Below are 19,481 nucleotides of genomic sequence, written 5' to 3' on the forward strand. Positions count from 1 at the left end.
GACCATGGCACAAGGTAAAGTATCCGTTGCAGCCATTCAAACAGGCAGTGGCGCTACCAAAGAAGTAGAACGCAGTGTGTTGTTTATTGGCCAAGCAGCCAAAAACAACGGCAGCATTCTAGCCATTAATGCACAAAGTGATTTTGATGATTTGTTTGGTGATGCAGACTCGCCATTAAAAACCCAAGTTAAGGCATGGCAGCGCAATGGCGATGATCTTGTTACTGGCTACGCGATTGCACATTCAGTTAGCGATAATGTCTTGACGCTGATTGATAAAGCAATGGATCAAGGTGTAAGCCCTGAAATCATTGTGGTTTGTACGCCAGTGACAGGTAAAGCCGAAGTAGAAAGTTACCAGGCAAAAGCACAAGAAGTACTATCGCGTTTTGCGCGTCGCGTGCGCTTTTTAGTAGCCGCGCCAGGCTTAGCTGAAGGCCAAAATTGGGCTGATTTAGTGCCAGCATTGCAACCTTTGGTTGAAGGTGTGGTGGCTGATCGTGTGGCGGTTATTCCGCTTTTATTCGGTGACGAACTAGGCGCCGTTACGGGTCGATTATGCAAAAGCTCAGTTACGATTGCTGACAGCCCAATGCGTGTTTTAACTGGGGCAATGTCATTAATGCCATTGCCTGTGGATGCGACAGATAACCCACTGACAAATGCAACCACGGCGGCACTGGATGCCTTACGTTTAAGTTGTACGCAGTTTTATCCCGACTTCGATGGGGTTTATTTCGGTGACGTCAATATGTTGGACGCTGAAGGCGGCGACTTTCAGCGAATTGAAACAGGCCGAATTGTTGATAAAGCAGCGCGTGATGTTCGCATTATTGCCATTCAACAGATCAAAAACCGCCGTTTAAACAACAGTGCCAGTGGCATTGAATTTGGCAAACGTGTCATGGGTAAACCACTGCGTGATATGAGCAAGTCTATCAACATTGGCGCCGATAAGTTCCCTGGTCTGATTGATGCGCCAACAGATGACAGCATAAACCTCACTTTTATGGATGCACGAACGTTACAAGTTGTGCTGAAAGTTAAACCGATTGATTCCCCTAGCACAATTATTGTTGGGATCATGCTAGACGACGCAGAGTAAGGAAAGCGCCATGACTCAAAAAGTATTAGGCGGTAAGGACTTCGATATCTTCATTGGTTCTTCAATGGTGCATGTTATCGAAGCCACCGTAAAAATCACCGATGGCCGTAAACCAAAATATGTACGCGGTGTACCAAAAGGATTTATTGATGGTCCAGTCGAAGCCGAAGTAACGCTAAAGCTTGATCATGAAAACTGGTTAATCGTGCAAGCGCAAGCTGAACAAGCGGGCAGTTGGAAAGGCATTGAACCGTTTGATGTGGCATTTAACGCTGAAGTGTCTGCGGGCAAGAAAAACATTGAAGCATTTGGTTGTTTGCCACAGCTTGAAGAAATCTTGAATCTGAAAGCTGAAGGTGGCGAAGAAGATACAACGTCTATCAAGTGCCCAGTAACGAGCCCTGATTTTGTAAAAATCAATGGTGTGCCTTACCTGACAGCTGAAGAAGTGAGAGATCTGTAATGTCTAAAGCCATTCGAAACCTAACTGTAACGACACTCATTAATACCATGCAAGCGTGTGGGCACACATTATTTGAAGGTGAATTAAACCTAAACATCATAGGTATTCGTCATGCAAATACACGGGCGAACACCTTTAACGATGCTATTTGTGTGTTGTATCAGGAAGGCGGCGAATGGCAGCTTAAGCAATTTAAAGCAACGACAGATGCAGGGCTTTATTGGCGCAAGCACCCTATGAACGTAGATGGTACAGCCGTGCTTATTGCAGGACAGCATAAAAGCTTATGGCGCCTTGGTTACCACCAAGGCAAGTACCGTGCGTTAGTGCAACATAAACCAGTTGTTGTTTTACGCGACAACAACCAAGACACCGAGTTAGACACGGACGTCACACCCCAAGCAGTGCTACAGCAAGGTTATTTTGGCATCAACTGCCATCGCGCAAACAGTAAAACCACATCAACCCAAGTTGATAAGTGGTCAGCTGGTTGTCAGGTGTTTGCAAGCCCTAATGACTTTGATGATTTTATTGCTTTGTGTGAGCAATCAGCAGCCAAGTACGGCCCTTATTTTACATACACGCTGCTAGAACAAGCAGACATTAAAGAGAGCAAAGAACATGGCGTTTGAAAAAAAGATCACAGTCGAAACACCTAAAGGTGAAATTACATTCAGTATTAATACAACTGACTATAACAAGTATCTAAATACAACTCAGCCTAACAATAAGGTTCAGCCGGCTACTAACTTTTTATTGAATACGGTTGAAGAACAGGATGCAAAAAAATTAAAAGAATTAGTGCAAGAGCCGGGTGCTGCATTATTTCTAGTTGGCGCTGTGGTTGAAGAATACCAGCCAGAGTTTAATTTCACCGTAAAAAAATCGAAAGCCGAGCCAAGCAAATAGGTAAAAACAGGTTAGATCAGTTATTGGCATACCATGCTAAATATTTTGGTGGTATGCCAGTGACGGATGAAAGCTTGGCGCAGGCGCTATACCTACAAACAAGTGAACAAGAAAACTTTGCAACAGCCGTAAACAACGGAATTTGCATAGCACTAAGCGGCGATTAATTAATGGCAACACTCAGCAAGTTAGACAAGCTTACTTATTCAATTGGCATCATTGACAAAGTTACTGGGCCCGTTAATAAAGTGATGGCTAAAATCAATCAGCTGAGTCAGCAAGCTGCTGCTGCACAAGATCAGATGATGCGAGGTGCCGCTACCGCTGTTGCGGGCGGTTTTGCACTTGCGCGTTCCCTTACCCCCGCAATAGATCATGTCGCGGCCATTGGTGAAGTTCAGTCACTGGGTGTCGCGGATGAGGCCCTACAAAAATTAACAAAAACATCTTACGAATTTGGCTTTCAATTTGGCGGTAACTCCGCTGAGTTTGTACGTAGCGCTTACGATATTCAATCAGCGATTGCTGGTTTAAGTGGTGATGAACTATCAGAGTTCACTAAAACTTCAAATATACTTGCTGTTGCAACTAAGGCTGATGCAGCGACGATTACCTCATATATGGGCACAATGTACGGCATATTTGAGAAAACAGCTAACAAAATGGGCAAGGCTGATTGGGTAAACCAAATAGCAGGCCAAACCGCTACCGCAGTGCAGCTTTATAAAACCACTGGTGCTGAGATGCAGGCGGCGTTTTCAAATCTTGGTGCTACAGCAACTAATATCGGATTAAGCTCGGCTCAACAGTTTGCTTTGGTTGGCGAACTTCAATTAGTTGCAAAATCAGGATCAGTGGCAGGAACTCAGGCTGCTTCGTTATTGCAAGGTATAGGTAAAGCTGAACAGGCACTGGGTATTCAATTAACTGCTGATAATGGCGATATGCTGGCTATTGATGTAGTACTTGGGCGAATTAATGAGCGGTTGTCATCACTTGGTTCGGTGGCACGTGGCGATGTATTAACACAAATATTCGGGAAACAAGGTGCAAAAGCTGTTGATGTACTAAGTACTAAAGTAGATAAACTAAAAGAAGGTATTAACGTTTTTGAAAATGTTCAGGACAGTTCAAAAGCACAAGAAATGGCAAACATCATTGCTAGTCCATGGGATCGGCTAGGTGGTTCGTTTAATGCGGCTGCAACTGCAATGGGGAATCGCTTATTGCCAGTCGTCGAACCCTTTGTTGAAATGCTTGCCGCAGGCTTTGCAGGTATCGTTGCACTAACCGAGCAATTCCCTGTGTTATCCAGCGCCCTTGCAACCGCGGTGGTTGTGGTAGTTGGCTTGGTAACAGCATTTGGTTTAGCGAATTTTGCTATGGGCTTGTTTAAATACTCAGGCTTAACATTAACACCAATTATCAGTGGCCTTAAATATGCTACTGGGCTTTATTCAACCGCTAATAAAGCGTTAGCTTCATCATTAGCTTTATCGACAGGGGCGACAAATAAAGCGCGAACAGTCAGCGCATTAACCGCAGCGCAAACAATGGCGCAAACCAAGGCTACACAAACAGCATCGATTGTTACAACGCTTTACGCAGGCGCAACTAATAAAGCACGTATTGCCTACGAGTTATTTAATAACCGCCTACTTATGCCAAGCGGTTTGATTTTGTCACGTATTAAAGCCCTCGGCTTTATTGGCACTATGAAAGCCATACCAACAGTGTTAGCAGCAGGCCTTGCCAGTATGGGTAAGTTTGCAATGGGGCTATTTAACGTCACCCGTATTATGGGGTTTTTAAACGCCGTTATGCTTGCCAATCCAATCGGTGTGATCATTGGTTTGGTCGCATTACTTGCCGCCATAGTTTATAAATATTGGCAGCCTATTAAAGCCTTTATGTCTGGTTTTTGGGATGGGTTTGTACACAGTTTAGCCCCAGTAATTGATGTGTTTAGCGGACTAGGTAAAGCACTCGAGCCAATAATATCTGCTATAAAAAGTGCCTTTATGTGGTTTGCTTCGTTATTTTCACCTGTTGATAAATCAGGAAAGGCACTTGAAGAAATAACTTCAACAGGTCAAGCATTTGGTCTTATCTTTGGCGCCGCACTTGATATTTTACTTTTACCACTTAAAGCAGTTGTTTGGGGGATCACTAAAGTTATTAGCGCAGTAACATGGTTAGCTGAATCTATTAGCAACATGTGGGATGCTGTTAAATCACCGCTAGGTAGCTTTTTCGACTTTATCACAACTGTGTTTAGCTGGTCGCCAATGGGGCTCATGATGCAGGGCTATGGTAAGGCCTTCGATTGGTTGAGTGAGAAAGTAGGTGGTTTGAAAGGTGTTGTTGATTCAATAAAAGATTTTTTTAATTTTGGCGATGATGAAACAACAGTAAAAGCAACGAAAGTCATTGAGAACACACAAGCACCACAACCTAATAACTTTGTCATGCAAAATGCCGATCAAGCATTTAGCCGTGACTACGGTCAAACAGTAATTAGCAAAGCAGCAATGCAGCCGGCTAACTCAGTTATAACAACTAACACATTGAATAGCGCGGTTAGAAATAACGTGAGCAATGTAGCAACACAAGCGGCGAACTCAGCTACATCAAATACAGCAGTGAACAGCGTCATTGAAAAAAGCGTGAGCAATACAGCAACACAAGTGGCTAACTCTGTGACAGCAAAAACAGCAGTGAACAGCGCAGTTGAAAACAGTGCGAGTAATGTAGCGACACAAGCGGTTAATTCAGTTTCAGCAAATACAGCAGTGAATAGCGCTATTGAAAACAGCGCAAGCAATACAGCGATTCAAACGGCGAACTCAGTGACAGCAAACACAGCAGTGAATAGCGTAATTGAAAACAGCGTGAGCAACGTAGCAACACAGGCGGCTAATTCAATCACAGCAATGAGTAACTATGCTGCAGCAAACGACGCAATTAACACACCGGTATCGAGCACAGCTACAAATAACTATGTTGGCCAAAGCACTCAATTAACACAGTTAGCCACACAATCGGCGCTACAGAGTACTGTTGTAAACCCAACTAATAATTTTACTAACGCGGCAAATTCACCTGTATTTGATAGCTCAAGTGTGCAACTTGCAAGCTTAAACCAAGCTCAATCAACATTGCAGACGTTACCCACTACTAAAACGGATCAGGTGATTACTAACGCTGTAAACACCAGTGCATACAAAGTTGACCAATTAAGTAATGAGCAGGAACAGCAAAGTAATAGTTATAAAGCCAAAGTGCAAAAGTCATCTTTTTTGCAAAACCTAACACGCAATACAAGTTACACAGATAGCCGCAGCGATAGCGACAATCGTAAGAGTGTGCATATTGATAGCTTAACAATTAAGTCAGATGACCCCGCACAGAGTTTTGAGCAACTTATGGAGCTGGCGGGGTGATGGTTAAAGTAAATATCGATTTAAACATTTTAGATAACGACATTGCGCTAGATAGCTTTGCCGTTCCTAGCCAGCTAACTAGCACTGATGTGATAGCGCAAGACATAAAACATCGCATTATCGAAAGTGGCAAATTAACAGAGCTAATTGGTCTTAGAAATAAAAATATCGTATCAAAAATTTTGACAGAAATTGAACTAATTGTTGAACAAGATCAGCGCCTAGAGTCAGGCACAATCAAAGTAGTTAAAACCATTACAGGTGAAATAAGTGTGACAGCTAAAACGATTGAAGGGGCAGTTTGATGGATTACAGCGCGTTATTTAAGCAAGAACTTCAAGCCGCAGGGATACCCGTTACAGAAGAAGAACTAGAGGCTGTGTGGCAAAAACATGTTGATCAGGGCCAGTTTTCGGTTAGTAACACAAGCACATTTAGTCCGTTCTTTCGTTTGCAAAAATCAATCATGGTTGAACCCGCAAAAGATCTAATCAATGGCTTAATAACTGAAGTGATGCCGAACTCGTTTGTCATGCTTGCAAAAAATAAATGGTTAGAGCAACACGGCCAAGCACGAAAAACAACAAAGCTACCAGCAGTAGCAGCGCAAGGCCTAGTGACTATCAGCCGAACTGAATCAGATACATCATTAACAGTACCAGCAGGCACCATAATTGAAAGCTTACCAATTAACGGCCAAGTATATCGAGTTAAAACATTGTTCGATCAAGTATTTGCAATAGGTGAACTTAACCATAACGTGATGGTAGAAGCTGAGATGGCAGGGCAAAACTATAATTTAGCAGCCGGCTATTATGTTCGCGTTCTTAGTGACATCGAAGGATTAAGCGCAACGAACAGTGCTGATTGGTTAACGATTGCAGGGCAAGATATCGAATCAGATGATAATTATCGTCTGCGTATTCGTGATGCATTTGGCTCGTTGGGTGATTATCACGTAGATGCTGTTTATCGTTCAATTATTGCGAGCTTTGCTGGTATCAAGTCTGACAACATCGTATTTGATAAAACGGCACCGCGTGGTCCAGGTAGTGCAAATGCCTATGTTTATTTAGATGTGGGCCAAATTAGCCAAGCCGTACTTGATCAAATAAATAACCACATTGCAGCGGGTAATCATGGCAGCGGCGATGACATGCAAGTATTTGCAATAAGTACACAACAAGTCGATGTTACAGCGAGCTATCAGCAACACCCAAATACACAAGACAGACGTGCAGAAATAGAGCAATTTATTCGTGCGGCATTTAGAGAGAATGCTGCTTTTGCCAATGTCACTCGATGTAAGCCTAATGAGCTATTTAGTTTTAGCAAATTGGCTAGTGAGTTACATAGTCAATTCGCTGAGCTAAAAACCATTCGCTTTGAAACGAGTGATATACCTTGTGAGTTATGGTTACCAACGTTAAATAGTGTGGTGCTTAATCATGTCTGATTTAACACCGCAGTTACCAACTTGGATGGATGGCCAAAATGTCACAGCGTTAGCGAAGGTGGCACAGGGCTATTGGCAGGAAATTGAAAGCTACTTGTTTTGGTGGCTTGAGCAACAACACAGTGAAGATGCGCAGGCTGCAATACTCGACTTACTTGCATGGGAACGCGACATTAAGCGTTTACCAGGTGAAGAACTATCACTGTATGGATTGCGCGTAAAACACGCGTTTGAAAACGCCAAAGACGCTGGCTACAACGTGGGCATGGAGCAAATATTTAAACGTTTGGGATTTGGTCATATCACGATATCTGAACGCCTTCCTGATTTTGATTGGGATATGGTCGAAATCGCCATGTTAGAGAGTGAGTTCAGCGGCAAAGAACAGTTAGTGAATGAGCTAATCAAGCAATACGGACGAACTTGCCGACGTTATTTTTTAAGTGCCATGGCAGCTGTTAATACGACACATGCAACAGCATTAGTTGAGTTTGAAAAAGAGGTGACAGGGTGAGTCAATTAAAAATTACCAATGCCGGAATTGATTACCGCAATGCGGTGTTTGCAGGAGAAGAAGTGCAAAATATTACGCATTTTATTTTTGCAAACATGCCTGACCAAGATGCCAGTGGACCGATAGATCCTAATACTACTATTCCAACTGATGTTTTACATTCTCAGCCCATCAAAGCAGTTTCAAAAGTGGATGGTAATGCGGTAGTGATCAGTGCAGTTCTGGGCTACGACGTGGGTGACTTTGAATACAACTGGTATGGTGTCGTTGCAACTAAACAAAATGGTGATCAGGTCTTAATTGCCGTTGTTACAACGGAGCTACAAACCAAAACCAAAACTTTGGGTGCTGTTACAGGTAATTATTCAGTTAAAAGTATCGTGTGGCGAAGCCAAAATATAGCCGATGACTTAAACATCACGCTAGCTGTTTTACCATGGCAAGTTCAAGACGAAGAATTAGTAAGTAAAGCTGTATTTGATACCCATAAACATGATGAATATCTTAAAAAGAATGATGCAGGTAATTATGCTCATAAACTTAAAGAGAATACATTCAATAATACTCAAAGAATAGACACGATTGGAACAGCTTTAATTGTTGGAGGTTCAGGAAAACAAAGTGGTGATGATGTTTCTATATATATGGGGAACGAGGCTGATGCTTATGGTTATTACTTTACTTATGTTGGAAGTGGAAATGGGAATGATAATGCCTTAGAAATCACAACAACAAACCTTGGTTCTCCAAAAAAAGCGTTAAGAATATTACAAGACGGTTTGTTTGATATTTCGCAGCTAGGCGCAACCGTGGCTGGTCATATTATTTGGCATAAAGGTAATATGGGTACTGGTTCATTACTTGATGCTGATAAGGTAGATGGTCTGCACGCAAGTCAATTATTGCGAAGCGATATTAGTAGTACATCTACTGGGCGTTTAAAAATAACCAATAATGTTTCATTTGATGAGCTTGCTAATTTAGCGCCAGCGAACACAGGCCAATTCAAGCTACAGTCAGGAAATAATGGCTTATCATTAGGCTTGGATAGTGAAACAAACTCACGGTTTGCATGGGTTCAAGTTGGCCATCATACAAATAATTATCCCAGCAAAAATATTCAAGGAACATTTGCAATAAACCCTCTTGGTGGTCACGTGACTATAAATGGCTATAGTGCATGGCATGCTGGCAATATGGGGGCTGGCTCAGGTTTGGATGCTGATAAGTTAGATGGTAAAGACTCTACTTATTTCGCAAAAGCAGAGGATTTAAAAACACCTGTCCCTGCTAATGCACTATTTACAGATACGAACACTTGGCGAGAGGTTCTCGATTCACTTACAAGCACAGCTAAAGATAAATCATTGAGTGCTAATCAAGGTCGTATTTTAAAGCAATTAATAGATCAGATAAATGTGATGCTGACATCTGACGATACAACGCTCGATCAAATCCAAGAAATAGTTAATTACATTAAGCAAAATAAAGAAACATTAGATACTTTAAGTACTAGTAACATTGCAGGTCTTAAAGAGGCTTTAGATTCAAAGTTCGACAAGTCTGCAGTGGCATACTATGCACATAAAAACAAAATAAATACATTTAGTACTACTCAACAGATTGATACAACCGGCACAGCCCTAATTATCGGAGGCTCAAATAAACAAGGCAATGAGGATGTTGCTGTTTACTTTGGAAATGATATGGATGTTTATGGTTACTATTTAACTTATGTTGGTAGTGGCAACAGCAACGAAAACGCTTTTGAAATTTCATCAACAAACAACGGTGACCCCAAAAAAGCGTTGAGAATATTACAGGATGGAACGTTTCATATTTCTCGGCCTGGTGCAACAGTCGCAGGAAATATTATCTGGCACAAAGGTAACGTAGGTGCTGGTTCAGGGCTTGATGCGGATAAACTTGATGGAAGAGAAGCAACCTACTTCGCAACAGCTGAAGATTTAAAAAGTTTAAATGAATCACGGAAATTCAGTCGCTCAACTACGATTGAGAACTTTCGTAGACATTCATTCGGTGAAGGTAATTATTTAGCTCCATCGGTACGTACAGATGGTACAGCTTTGCAAGATCAAGACTGGTTTTCAGTCCGCGCAACAAACGGAGAGCCTAGCATTGTTATTGTGAATGATTCGCCAACTCGTTTTAAACGGCTACTAGATGGTGCAATAGATACGCAAGTAACAATCGTAGCGGATGATAAAAATGAGCGCGTTTTCATTTACAACAAAACTGATAACATGTGGGAGTTTTAAAAAGTGGAAAGTATTGTTACACAAAGTAGTGACGGCTTTAAAAATGGTGAATTTTTATATGCTCAGACGAAAACTCTGCCTTGGCCAAAATTTAACGTTTATGGTTCTGCTTACGATTTGCATAGCTCAGATTTACTTTCAACATTAATTGGGGGGAGTACATTAGCAAATGCATTGCCAAATGCGTTTGAAGCGGGCGGTTTCTTTTCATCTTCAGGAACTGGTCAAAATAAGTACATAAATAAGTACGACAGTACAGGTTCGATTGAATGGACATATCCATTTGCTAGCCTTTGGTCTATGGCAGAAAAGGTGTTTTTTCTGCATTTTTATGATGACGGAGTAACTAAGTGGGCAATTGGCTACGCCCAAAACTCAAGCAGTCATAGCAGATTATTTAAAATTAGCTTAGATGGTCAGCAAGCAACTATCTCGGATAAAATTTACACAAACAACCATTATTTTAAATCAATGGTGACATTAGAAGATGGTACGCTCTATTACACAATGACTTATTCAGAGAGTTATTTGTATCATTATACATACAGAACTGATTTAGAGACTCTTTCTGAAGGAGGGCAAGTGCCGGGGCTCGGGTATTTTACTGGTTATAATACCCAAAATTATAGCAGCATTATCGCTACAACATGTTTTTTTAAAGGTTCAGTTCAACTTGTGAAATCTGAAGGAACGGGCGGAAATACCGATGCAGTTGTTGTAAATATTGCAGTAAATGCGGATTTAACGTTCAATGAATCACAAGCCAACAAAGTACTTATTAAAACATGGCACCCGGTTGCGCTAGGATCGTTCTTTGGCCAGTTGTACCAGCTATCTAAAAATACTTTTTATGCACAGCCTTTACCTCGGCATGGCGCATCTACTTATCCTCAAACAAGCTTTAATGCTAAATTTTACACTCGTAAAGAGCTAGAAACGTGGTTGTCGAATTGCATTTATGCAACCACAGGGCTTTGTATTGCACCGAACTAAGGAATGGTATGTATATTTTATTAGCTATTAATCCAGGTTTAATTGCACCTCAATTACCTGATGACATTGCGAAGTTTAAAAAACAACAGGTCGTTAGTATAGAGAATGAGTCTTACTTATTTGCTGACTACATTGGCACGAAGCGGATTGAGTCTGATCTAATTGTTAATGATTACATAACGTCTCTAGATACTAGTCCTGCAGGCCCAAGTGTGATTGAGTTAACAAATATCACTGTAACAGGTGAACATGTCTCGTTGGGAAATGGTGGGATTTGGTGGATACCACAAAACGAACGATTTGAATTAACAGCAAACGTCGCATTACCTGATAGCGACATGATGATCATCATTGAGCGTGTAGCCAATGGTACACATGTCATTGATGATATACGTGTTAAAGCACAGATCATTGACGGAATAGTGACGATAAATGGTGTGTTTTCGCAATCAGGTAATTATCAAATTACAGCAGAACGATTAAATGCAGGGTTGGAAATAATCGAAGCACCTTTTCGGTTAGCGTTCGATAAAGTGGAGTTTGATGCATATGTATAGTGTGAAGCTCCACTTTATTAAACAGGGTAAAGCTAAGCTACTGGAGCCATTACACACCCTATTTGGTGATGTGCACAGAGGGTTTGAAACAGATGGGTTTTCGATGCCTTGGTACGTTCGTTGGTTTCACAACCCATTTGGTCAAGGCTTAGAGGCTGCAATCTGGCATGACTTTGCTTTGAAAACGGGCAGGCAGCATCCACACGCAGAGTTTCTGCAACTCTTATTGTTCTATGGTGTTCCGCGTTGGAAAGTCTATCCTATGTGGTTTTTTGTTTCAGTGTACAGTCAATGTAAGCGTTTGTTTAAGGGGGCGTGATGCAGATCCCTTTATCATTTAAAACGCCAAGCAGAGAAGCGTTAAATGCTGCCTGTCTAAATGTGTATACCATTGGCTTAAATTGCTACCAAACGCCAAGTTTAATCACCGCCGCCGCAGGTAGTCAGTCGTTAGCTTCAGCAGTGAAAGACATGACAAGACAAACACGACCAAACACTTTTAATGCTGTTATTTTAAGTTGTAGTTCGGCACATATTGATGACTTTATAAATCAGTTAACAGCGTTTAATGAGTTGTGCCCACTCCCCATTTTTTTGCATGCGGAACAACATGCAAAAAGCTTAGTAACACTCGATACCGATAAGATGAAACTGCCAACTACAGAGCAATCTATCGAGTGGCAAGGTTTGCGTGATTGCTGCGGTATTACCGCACTATCACATGCATTCGTAGATCAAAGCTTGAAGCTGGTGAGTGATGAAGGTGTGCAACTGATTAGCGATATAGATACCGCATTAAACGATGCGGCGCAGTTAAAGTCTGCAAGAAATTCACGGTTAAGTTTATCTAGGTTCAAAGCTGGCCCCCATATATCAATCACACACAGTAATGCACAAAGTGCACGGGCGTTGGGACAGCAAATTGAACTGTTAGGTAACAATGACAAGCATTGGGCATATTGTGCATTTGTTGGTAGTACTAAACAAATTACACCAATAAAAGAGCTATTTTCATGATCACATTAAATGGCTGGCAAGTCCCAGGTTACGAAATACGTATAAATTGCGGCATTAAACTGCCAAGTGATGACCTAAGCGGGTTTGGTTCGTTTGCGCTATCAGGTGATAAAGGTGTTAAGCCAGGTGTGATCACCGTCAATACTAAAATCCCCTTCGTCGATGCGAGTGAGCTTGCAGAGTTGATAGGCCAAGCTAAGTCAATAGATGAAAATGGGGCGCGAACTGTATTTACAATTAACAGTGATATCACACAGGCTTATAAAATCCGTAAAGCTAAGTTCAATGGGGAAGTAAAAGCAACCGAGCTTGAGGAAGTAAAAGCCTGGCAAGTGACATTTAAATTGCTTGAAGTGCTATCAACCGCAGAGCGTAGCCAGCAACAAATAGATGGTAAAGCAAAAGAGAACAGCCAAACACAGGCTGTTGACGGGCACACCACAGTACAAACCGCATTTGAGAAAAGTGAAGGGCCATGAGTCATAGGCTAATTAGAGTGCTTACAATTGGTGGCCTTCAAGTTACGAACATTGTGAGTGACAGCATTCAACTGGACTTATTCAGTACAGGCCGAGCAAGTTTTGCTGTGGTAACAGAGCAAGAGCCACAGGGCTTAGTTGAGCTGCATATTGGTTATGAAAAAGACGCTATGCAGCCTTACTTTTTAGGCGTCATAGAAGCCAAACACCAAAGTAATGGGCGGTGGTTTTTGACATGTCGTGAATTAATCGGTGCGTTATCGTTTGCGCACCATTTTGCTATTCGTCACGCAACGTTTGCAAATGTATGTGACGAGCTGAGCAAGGTAGGGATTGAGTTTATTTACCCAGATGCAGACTACACTAACACCCCCGTGCCTGCGTTCTACCACCAAGGATCTGGCATTGAAGCAATGCGCCAATGTGAGCAGGTCTTTAGCATTCCTAACTTTATATTTCAACAACGCCCAGACGGCAAAGTATATGCTGGCAGTTGGCACGACTCACGCTGGGCTGAAACCGAAATTAACGAATTTGAAGAACACCCGATAAACGTAACAGCATCAAACACGGGCGCATTGATGGCCGTGCCAAAGTTGCGCCCGGGCATAAAGTTGAATGGTCGGTTTATTACAGAAGTGACATTAACAGCAGATAAGCAGGTGATCAGATGGTCAAAAACGCTATAAAGCGCTTAGTACTTCGATACTTCCCTGAACTTGGGCAGCGCAAGCATTTACCACAGCTTGCACGTATTGAACGTGTTTATGATTTACCTAGTGTCGCAATGATAAGCAGCGCGTTTAAACCACTCAAAGCTGCTGATGTACAGTTATTAAACCCAAGAACAGGTGAGCCATTAGCTGTGCCCGTATTTGAACAAGTTACACTTGGTACAGGCCAAGCACCGGATCATGGGTTATTAAACGAACCTGCACCTGGTATGCATTGTTTAATACAATATATCGATGGTTTAAATAGCTATCCAGTGGTAACCAGCTTATTGCCTTGGCAATCCTTAGTGCCAGAACACAAACGCACAGACGTTACGCTACAGCAAAACAGTCGCAGTAAGTTACAGGGCCGTGATGGTCATTGGCATTTATCGACAGATGGTGACATAACGCAAACAAGCGATAGCAGTAAAATAGAATCGCGCAACCGCGACGAGAAATATCATCAACGAACCTGCACTATAGACACCCACGACATTACAAAGGTAGATGGAAACCAAATTAATGAAGTGATGGGCGCACTAAAAACGGTGGTAGGTGAAAAGGCCTTAATTGTTGCACTTGAGGGCTTATTACTTGGCAGTAAGAAACAGGTGGATATTGAAGCCACTGAAAGCATGAACTTAAAAACATTAAAGAACCTACACGCAAAGGCAAGTGAACTTGCCAAGGTCGAAGGTAAAACAGTGTGGCTAGGGGATAGCTCAGTTAATGTGGCTCAAGTGCTACTTGATTTAATAGGCTTAGTAAAAGACATAAACCAAAGCCTAGAAAACCACGGGCATACTAGCGCAGGTGCAGGGCCGCCAATAACAAAAGTTGAATTCACTAGTCATAAAACTAAAGCAAGCACCTTAAAAGGTAAGTTAGAGCCAATAGTTGAGTTGTAAAACTATTTTCACGTTATTGATTTATTCTTTTGAAAAAAGAGCTAAAAGGAGACAATCTATATTGCTATTATCTCTATGCTGTACATTAGAGTTTTATAGTGAGAATATAATTAATAGTAAAAAATATGAAAATAAGGAAGTTAAATGACGAAAAAAGTACTAATCTCCTTTTTAATTATACCGACTATTTGCGCTGCATTACCCAAACAACAAGATACTAAATTAATTGATTTTTCGATGGCTAATTTAGCCTGTGCTGCTGTACAACGAGTAAACCCAAAAGTAGTAAGCCTCAAGTACAAAGGATATTATAAAGATTCTGTACTTCAATACCAACGCTATCACAAGGTAACAGAGCTGGTAGCAGAGAAACATCAAAGCGGAACTTTAAACATACTTACTTCAAAGAATGTAATTAAAGCACAATCTTTAAACACAGTAAGTGGAGCTCAAAAATACTTAGAAAAATTTTTGATAAAAGTAGATGCTGAGCGATGTAGTGATTTAAATAAAGTAATAAAAAATCAACTTTAAATGAGTTAATTTGTTGATTCATTTTGCTAGGAAAGATCTATGAAAAGTTTATTGGGAGTTAGTAATCTCATACCGAATAGAAAATATTGGTGTTCTTATAGTATTCACAGTGAGTTAAACTTAATGCTCTATCAAGGTAATGGCTTATTCCAATACAAAGCTTTAACTCTAGTTATAGATGATATTAAGGTGATGTTTAAAGGCAACAAACCTACGATACCTTCGAGTGAGTTGGTTAAAGGTAAGCTCTATTGGTGTCATTACAGTTCAGATAATGTTTTAGAGCTTATGCGTTATCAAGGACAAGGTTTAGTGTATTTAGTAGGTAAAGATCATGATACACTTTTAAGTAAGGTTAAGGTCGCATTTGAAAGTTTATAACCTTATAAGTATAAAAAATTAAGTAAACTTGTCGTGCAGATTATGCGGAAATAGTTGTGTATAAACTTGCCACAAAATATTTAAATTACGGTGGCCTGTAACCTGGGCTACTTCTTCGATTGAATAGCCTTTTTCAAATAATCGGCTAGCACCTTCACGGCGCAGGTCATGATAGCGTAAATCCTCAATACCCAAAGCATTCCGTACACGTTGAAAACCAGCTGAAACTGACTTAGGGTTGTAAGGAAAGATTAATTCATCACTTGTAGGTTGCTTAAGAACTATATCAAAAGAGCCTGCAAGTAACGGCACAACCATGTGATTGCCTTCTTTTTTACGTGGGTCTTTTCTGTCACGAACTAAAATAGTTTTATGTTCTTCGTTTAGATCATCCCAGCGCAACTTACACACTTCGCCAATACGCATACAAGTTAAAATACTAAAATCTAAAATATCTAAAAAAGGTATTCTTACTTTGCCGTTAGGCCTAAAATTCATGCGTTCTTGTAAACCTTTACGCAATTTATCTAATTCGTTTTCAGTAGGGCGCCTAGTTCGTTTTTGGCTTTTACCAACCAAGCCCATCTCAATTAATACCGGCACTGCATCTTCGAATATTTTATAGTTAGCATCGATGTTCCATACTGGCCCCGCTTTTTTCATAACACTGCGTAAATAGGCAATGTCATGATAAATGGTTGCTGGTCCAGCTCCTGCACTTCTGCGGTTTTTACAATGCTCGATTAAATCACTGGCTTTAAGTGCGTTAGATTCTACTTTTGCAATATCGCAATCAATCAGCATCTTTATCACAAACTGTTTTGTGCGGCCTGTAGTATTCCAAAGATCATGATTTTCGTAATACATCATTAAAAGGGTGCCTAGGGTAACTGCTTCTTTTGTTTCGGTCACCCTAGATTGCTCAATATCGTTAACTTGTTTCTTGCCCCAACTTTCAGCCAACACTCTTTTACTGAATGTTTTGCTTTCATTGTGTATAATCTTGCCCTTAGATTTCTCGCGAACTACGCATTTATAGCGGTATTCGCCTGAAGCAAGACGGCGTTTTTCGACAGTGTAAGAAGCCATTGAGTAACCCTAAGTTATTGATCAGTCCTACCCCGCTGGGGTGACTATAGGGTGACTGTATATCGAAACTCGCGGCAATTCAAGGCAATTCAAGGCAATTCGAGTTATATGAGTAACACACTAAATAAGGGCTCTAGCCCAGTAATGGCAGGTAATACAGAGTTTAGACGGTTTAGCGTGGCACCCATGTTAGATTGGACAGATCGTCACTGTCGAACTTTTCACCGTAAAATGACTAAGCATGCTGTGCTTTACACTGAGATGGTGACAACAGGGGCTATTTTATTTGGTAAAGGCGACTACCTTCATTTTAACCAGCATGAAGGGCCTGTGGCATTGCAGCTTGGTGGCTCAGATCCAGAAGCGTTGGCTAAGTGTGCAAAGTTAGCGGCAGAGCGTGGCTATGATGAGGTTAACCTTAATGTTGGTTGTCCTTCTGACCGTGTGCAAAATGGTCGTTTTGGTGCTTGTTTAATGGCAGAGCCGAAGCTGGTTGCTGACTGTGTTGCAGCAATGAAGGCCGAAGTGACTATTCCTGTTACAGTTAAAACGCGCATTGGTATTGATGAGCAAGACTCGTATGAGTTTTTATGTGCCTTAATCGAAGCAAGTCATGATGTTGGTTGTGATGACTTTATTATCCATGCCCGTAAAGCATGGTTAAATGGTTTAAGCCCAAAAGAAAATCGTGAGATCCCACCACTTGATTACCCGCGTGTTTATCAGTTGAAAAAAGATTATCCGCAACTTCACTTAAGTTTAAATGGTGGCGTGAAAACCATTGCTGATAGTGTGGCTCACCTTGAGTATGTTGATGGCATTATGATTGGTCGTGAAGCGTATAGTAATCCGTTTATTTTGTCTGAGGTTGATGAAAACATTTATGGTGATGAAGCCTTTACGCTTACTCGTCATCAGGTTGTGCGCTCTATGTATGACTATATCGAAGATGAAATGAGCAAAGGTGCTAACTTTTGGCATATTGCTCGCCACATGTTGGGGATTTTCCAAGGCCAACCTGGCGCGCGTGGTTTCAGACGTCACCTTTCAGAAAAGGGACATGGTAAAGCGGCTGATTTATCTGTTATGGATAAAGCCTTAAGTTTTGTCCCAGAAGCCTAATCATATCCCTCATTAAAAAAGCCACATTTTGTGGCTTTTTTTGATCCTAAAATTTGGTGAAAAAGTTAATTTTTTAGTCAAATTAGTTATTTTTCATTCAGTCACCAGTCAGTCTAATTCTTGATTTTTAAATCTCAACTTATTGTATTTAAATAGTTATTTTTGTTTTTGTGGTAGTTGGCACAAGAATTGGAATCTCCTTGATGTATTAACCCAATAATCAACAGGAGAGTCACATGGGTGTATTAAATCGCGTAAATGACATTATTCAGGCAAACCTTTCAGCTGCATTAGACAAAGCAGAAGATCCTGAAAAGCTACTGAACTTACTTGTGCAAGAAATGCAGGATGCATTGAGTGAGTGTCGTGCAACTGCAGCCACGTTTCTAACGCAAGAAAAGCAAATGAAGCGTGAAATTGCCGCTAAACAAGCAAAAGTAGCTGACTGGCAAGCGAAGGCAGAAAAAGCACTGAGTAAAGATCGTGACGATCTTGCCAAAGCGGCATTAGTTGAAAAACAGCGTTTAACTACAGAAATCGAAGCGCAACAAGCTGAAATGAATAAAGTGGCTGAGTCACTAGCAAAGCTCACTGAAGATTGTCAGCGTTTACAAAATAAGCTTGCAGATGCAAAAGCAAAGCAACTGACTTATATGCAAAAAGAGCGCGTTGTTACAGCACGTTTAAAAGTAAAAGAGCAGCTGCATAGCAGTAAAGTTGAAGATGCATTAGCGCGTTTTGACTACTTAGAACAACGCGTTGAAAATATTGAATCGCAGGTTGAAGCATATGAACTTACGCAAAGTGATGCGGCAAATTCAACAGCAGCACAAATTGCAGCGCTTGAGAAAAATGACGCGATTGATAAAGAACTTGCTGATTTAAAAGCAAGTATGAAGCAATCTGCTTAGGAGTTTAGTGATGAATACATATCATACATCAACACGTTGGTACCGAGATCTAAGTAACAAGAAGATCTCTGGTGTGTGTAGTGGCTTAGCTGCACGATTAGGCTTTCCGGTATGGTCTACACGTTTAGTCATGATCATACTACTTATTCAAATGCCGTTGTTAATAGGCTTGGGTTATTTAGTGGCTCATTGCACTTTACCAGTTAAAGGTTATTAGGAGTCTTTTATGAAAACGTTAGCTATCATCATCTTAGCAATGTTATTACTGTGCACAGATACAATTTCGTTTGTATCGTTTGATACATGGCAGTTGCCTTTGTCGATTGCAGATATGAGCTGGGCTGGGCTTGAAGTGCTTGGTGCTATCATCGCAGTAATTGCCGTTGTGGCTGGGGTTGCTTTATTTACTATTGGCTTAATTGGCGCAGGTGTTGTTGCTGTGATTGGCGTAGTGCTTGCGTTTTTATTTGGCTCAGTTGTAATTGCATGGCCGTTATTGTTAATCGCCGCGTTGTGTTGGCTGGTTGCCGATAACAAAAAATCAGTGGCTTAAGCTGTGAATAAACTGCCTTAATAGCCAAAGTATGCTAAATTTAGCGGGTAAG

Annotated in this window: 24 protein-coding genes; 23 read left to right on the plus strand and 1 reads right to left on the minus strand. The window is 41.1% G+C overall.

From position 1 onward, the window contains the following. Positions 1-4 precede the first annotated feature (4 nt). The 19 genes from NH454_RS16125 to NH454_RS16215 all read left to right on the plus strand — a co-directional run bounded on the left by NH454_RS16125 (position 5) and on the right by NH454_RS16215 (position 15,754). Positions 5-1,105 (plus strand): DUF2586 domain-containing protein, encoded by a 1,101-nt coding sequence (locus NH454_RS16125; protein ID WP_138558060.1) that lies wholly within the window; start codon positions 5-7, stop codon positions 1,103-1,105. A gap of 10 nt (positions 1,106-1,115) precedes the next feature. Then, the gene (locus NH454_RS16130; protein ID WP_138558059.1) at positions 1,116-1,568 is read left to right on the plus strand and encodes a phage protein; all 453 of its coding nucleotides are present in this window, start codon (positions 1,116-1,118) and stop codon (positions 1,566-1,568) included. Further along, entirely contained in the window at positions 1,568-2,200 is a 633-nt protein-coding gene (locus tag NH454_RS16135; protein WP_138558058.1) for a hypothetical protein, read from the plus strand. The genes NH454_RS16130 and NH454_RS16135 overlap by 1 nt, the downstream gene beginning before the upstream one ends. Next, positions 2,190-2,477 (plus strand): putative phage tail assembly chaperone, encoded by a 288-nt coding sequence (locus NH454_RS16140; RefSeq protein WP_138558057.1) that lies wholly within the window; start codon positions 2,190-2,192, stop codon positions 2,475-2,477. Before NH454_RS16135 ends, NH454_RS16140 begins: the two co-directional genes overlap by 11 nt. Before the next feature lie 23 nt (positions 2,478-2,500). Continuing rightward, positions 2,501-2,644: a hypothetical protein gene (locus tag NH454_RS16145; RefSeq protein ID WP_171040433.1), complete on the plus strand. Its 144-nt coding sequence runs from the start codon at positions 2,501-2,503 to the stop codon at positions 2,642-2,644. A 3-nt stretch (positions 2,645-2,647) separates the two neighbouring features. After that, positions 2,648-5,920, plus strand: a complete 3,273-nt coding sequence (locus NH454_RS16150) for a phage tail tape measure protein (protein ID WP_138558056.1) — start codon at positions 2,648-2,650, stop codon at positions 5,918-5,920. Then, on the plus strand, positions 5,920-6,225 hold the full coding sequence (locus tag NH454_RS16155; RefSeq protein ID WP_138558087.1) for a DUF2590 family protein: 306 nt from the start codon (positions 5,920-5,922) through the stop codon (positions 6,223-6,225). The genes NH454_RS16150 and NH454_RS16155 overlap by 1 nt, the downstream gene beginning before the upstream one ends. After that, entirely contained in the window at positions 6,225-7,376 is a 1,152-nt protein-coding gene (locus NH454_RS16160) for a baseplate J/gp47 family protein (protein WP_253039650.1), read from the plus strand. Before NH454_RS16155 ends, NH454_RS16160 begins: the two co-directional genes overlap by 1 nt. Next, the gene (locus tag NH454_RS16165) at positions 7,369-7,890 is read left to right on the plus strand and encodes a hypothetical protein (RefSeq protein ID WP_253039651.1); all 522 of its coding nucleotides are present in this window, start codon (positions 7,369-7,371) and stop codon (positions 7,888-7,890) included. The genes NH454_RS16160 and NH454_RS16165 overlap by 8 nt, the downstream gene beginning before the upstream one ends. Next, on the plus strand, positions 7,887-10,169 hold the full coding sequence (locus tag NH454_RS16170) for a phage tail protein (RefSeq protein ID WP_253039652.1): 2,283 nt from the start codon (positions 7,887-7,889) through the stop codon (positions 10,167-10,169). The genes NH454_RS16165 and NH454_RS16170 overlap by 4 nt, the downstream gene beginning before the upstream one ends. A gap of 3 nt (positions 10,170-10,172) precedes the next feature. Then, a complete protein-coding gene (locus tag NH454_RS16175; protein ID WP_253039653.1) occupies positions 10,173-11,162 on the plus strand; it encodes a hypothetical protein in 990 nt (329 codons plus the stop codon). A gap of 8 nt (positions 11,163-11,170) precedes the next feature. Then, entirely contained in the window at positions 11,171-11,719 is a 549-nt protein-coding gene (locus tag NH454_RS16180) for a hypothetical protein (RefSeq protein ID WP_253039655.1), read from the plus strand. Beyond that, positions 11,706-12,038 (plus strand): DUF1353 domain-containing protein, encoded by a 333-nt coding sequence (locus NH454_RS16185; protein ID WP_253039656.1) that lies wholly within the window; start codon positions 11,706-11,708, stop codon positions 12,036-12,038. Before NH454_RS16180 ends, NH454_RS16185 begins: the two co-directional genes overlap by 14 nt. After that, on the plus strand, positions 12,038-12,736 hold the full coding sequence (locus tag NH454_RS16190; RefSeq protein WP_253039657.1) for a hypothetical protein: 699 nt from the start codon (positions 12,038-12,040) through the stop codon (positions 12,734-12,736). Before NH454_RS16185 ends, NH454_RS16190 begins: the two co-directional genes overlap by 1 nt. Beyond that, positions 12,733-13,215: a hypothetical protein gene (locus tag NH454_RS16195; protein ID WP_253039658.1), complete on the plus strand. Its 483-nt coding sequence runs from the start codon at positions 12,733-12,735 to the stop codon at positions 13,213-13,215. The genes NH454_RS16190 and NH454_RS16195 overlap by 4 nt, the downstream gene beginning before the upstream one ends. Then, the gene (locus NH454_RS16200) at positions 13,212-13,904 is read left to right on the plus strand and encodes a hypothetical protein (protein ID WP_253039659.1); all 693 of its coding nucleotides are present in this window, start codon (positions 13,212-13,214) and stop codon (positions 13,902-13,904) included. The genes NH454_RS16195 and NH454_RS16200 overlap by 4 nt, the downstream gene beginning before the upstream one ends. Continuing rightward, positions 13,886-14,839, plus strand: coding sequence for a hypothetical protein (locus tag NH454_RS16205; RefSeq protein WP_138558046.1), 954 nt, complete (start codon positions 13,886-13,888; stop codon positions 14,837-14,839). Before NH454_RS16200 ends, NH454_RS16205 begins: the two co-directional genes overlap by 19 nt. A gap of 144 nt (positions 14,840-14,983) precedes the next feature. Next, the gene (locus tag NH454_RS16210) at positions 14,984-15,373 is read left to right on the plus strand and encodes a hypothetical protein (RefSeq protein ID WP_138558045.1); all 390 of its coding nucleotides are present in this window, start codon (positions 14,984-14,986) and stop codon (positions 15,371-15,373) included. A 39-nt stretch (positions 15,374-15,412) separates the two neighbouring features. Then, entirely contained in the window at positions 15,413-15,754 is a 342-nt protein-coding gene (locus tag NH454_RS16215) for a hypothetical protein (RefSeq protein WP_138558044.1), read from the plus strand. An 18-nt stretch (positions 15,755-15,772) separates the two neighbouring features. On the opposite strand, the gene NH454_RS16220 is transcribed toward NH454_RS16215, so the two are convergent. Then, positions 15,773-16,843, minus strand: coding sequence for a site-specific integrase (locus NH454_RS16220; protein ID WP_138558043.1), 1,071 nt, complete (start codon positions 16,841-16,843; stop codon positions 15,773-15,775). A 144-nt stretch (positions 16,844-16,987) separates the two neighbouring features. Between NH454_RS16220 and dusA the strand changes: the two genes are divergently transcribed. The 4 genes from dusA to NH454_RS16240 all read left to right on the plus strand — a co-directional run bounded on the left by dusA (position 16,988) and on the right by NH454_RS16240 (position 19,429). Next, positions 16,988-17,965, plus strand: coding sequence for a tRNA dihydrouridine(20/20a) synthase DusA (gene dusA, locus NH454_RS16225; RefSeq protein ID WP_290442629.1), 978 nt, complete (start codon positions 16,988-16,990; stop codon positions 17,963-17,965). A 236-nt stretch (positions 17,966-18,201) separates the two neighbouring features. Then, the gene (locus NH454_RS16230) at positions 18,202-18,876 is read left to right on the plus strand and encodes a PspA/IM30 family protein (RefSeq protein ID WP_135923417.1); all 675 of its coding nucleotides are present in this window, start codon (positions 18,202-18,204) and stop codon (positions 18,874-18,876) included. A 10-nt stretch (positions 18,877-18,886) separates the two neighbouring features. Next, positions 18,887-19,093, plus strand: coding sequence for a PspC domain-containing protein (locus NH454_RS16235; protein WP_135923418.1), 207 nt, complete (start codon positions 18,887-18,889; stop codon positions 19,091-19,093). 9 nt (positions 19,094-19,102) lie between these two features. Next, positions 19,103-19,429: a hypothetical protein gene (locus tag NH454_RS16240; protein ID WP_135923419.1), complete on the plus strand. Its 327-nt coding sequence runs from the start codon at positions 19,103-19,105 to the stop codon at positions 19,427-19,429. The last annotated feature ends 52 nt before the right edge of the window (positions 19,430-19,481 follow it).

This window comes from Pseudoalteromonas sp. Ps84H-4 (genome assembly GCF_024124645.1).
GTDB lineage: Bacteria > Pseudomonadota > Gammaproteobacteria > Enterobacterales > Alteromonadaceae > Pseudoalteromonas > Pseudoalteromonas lipolytica_C.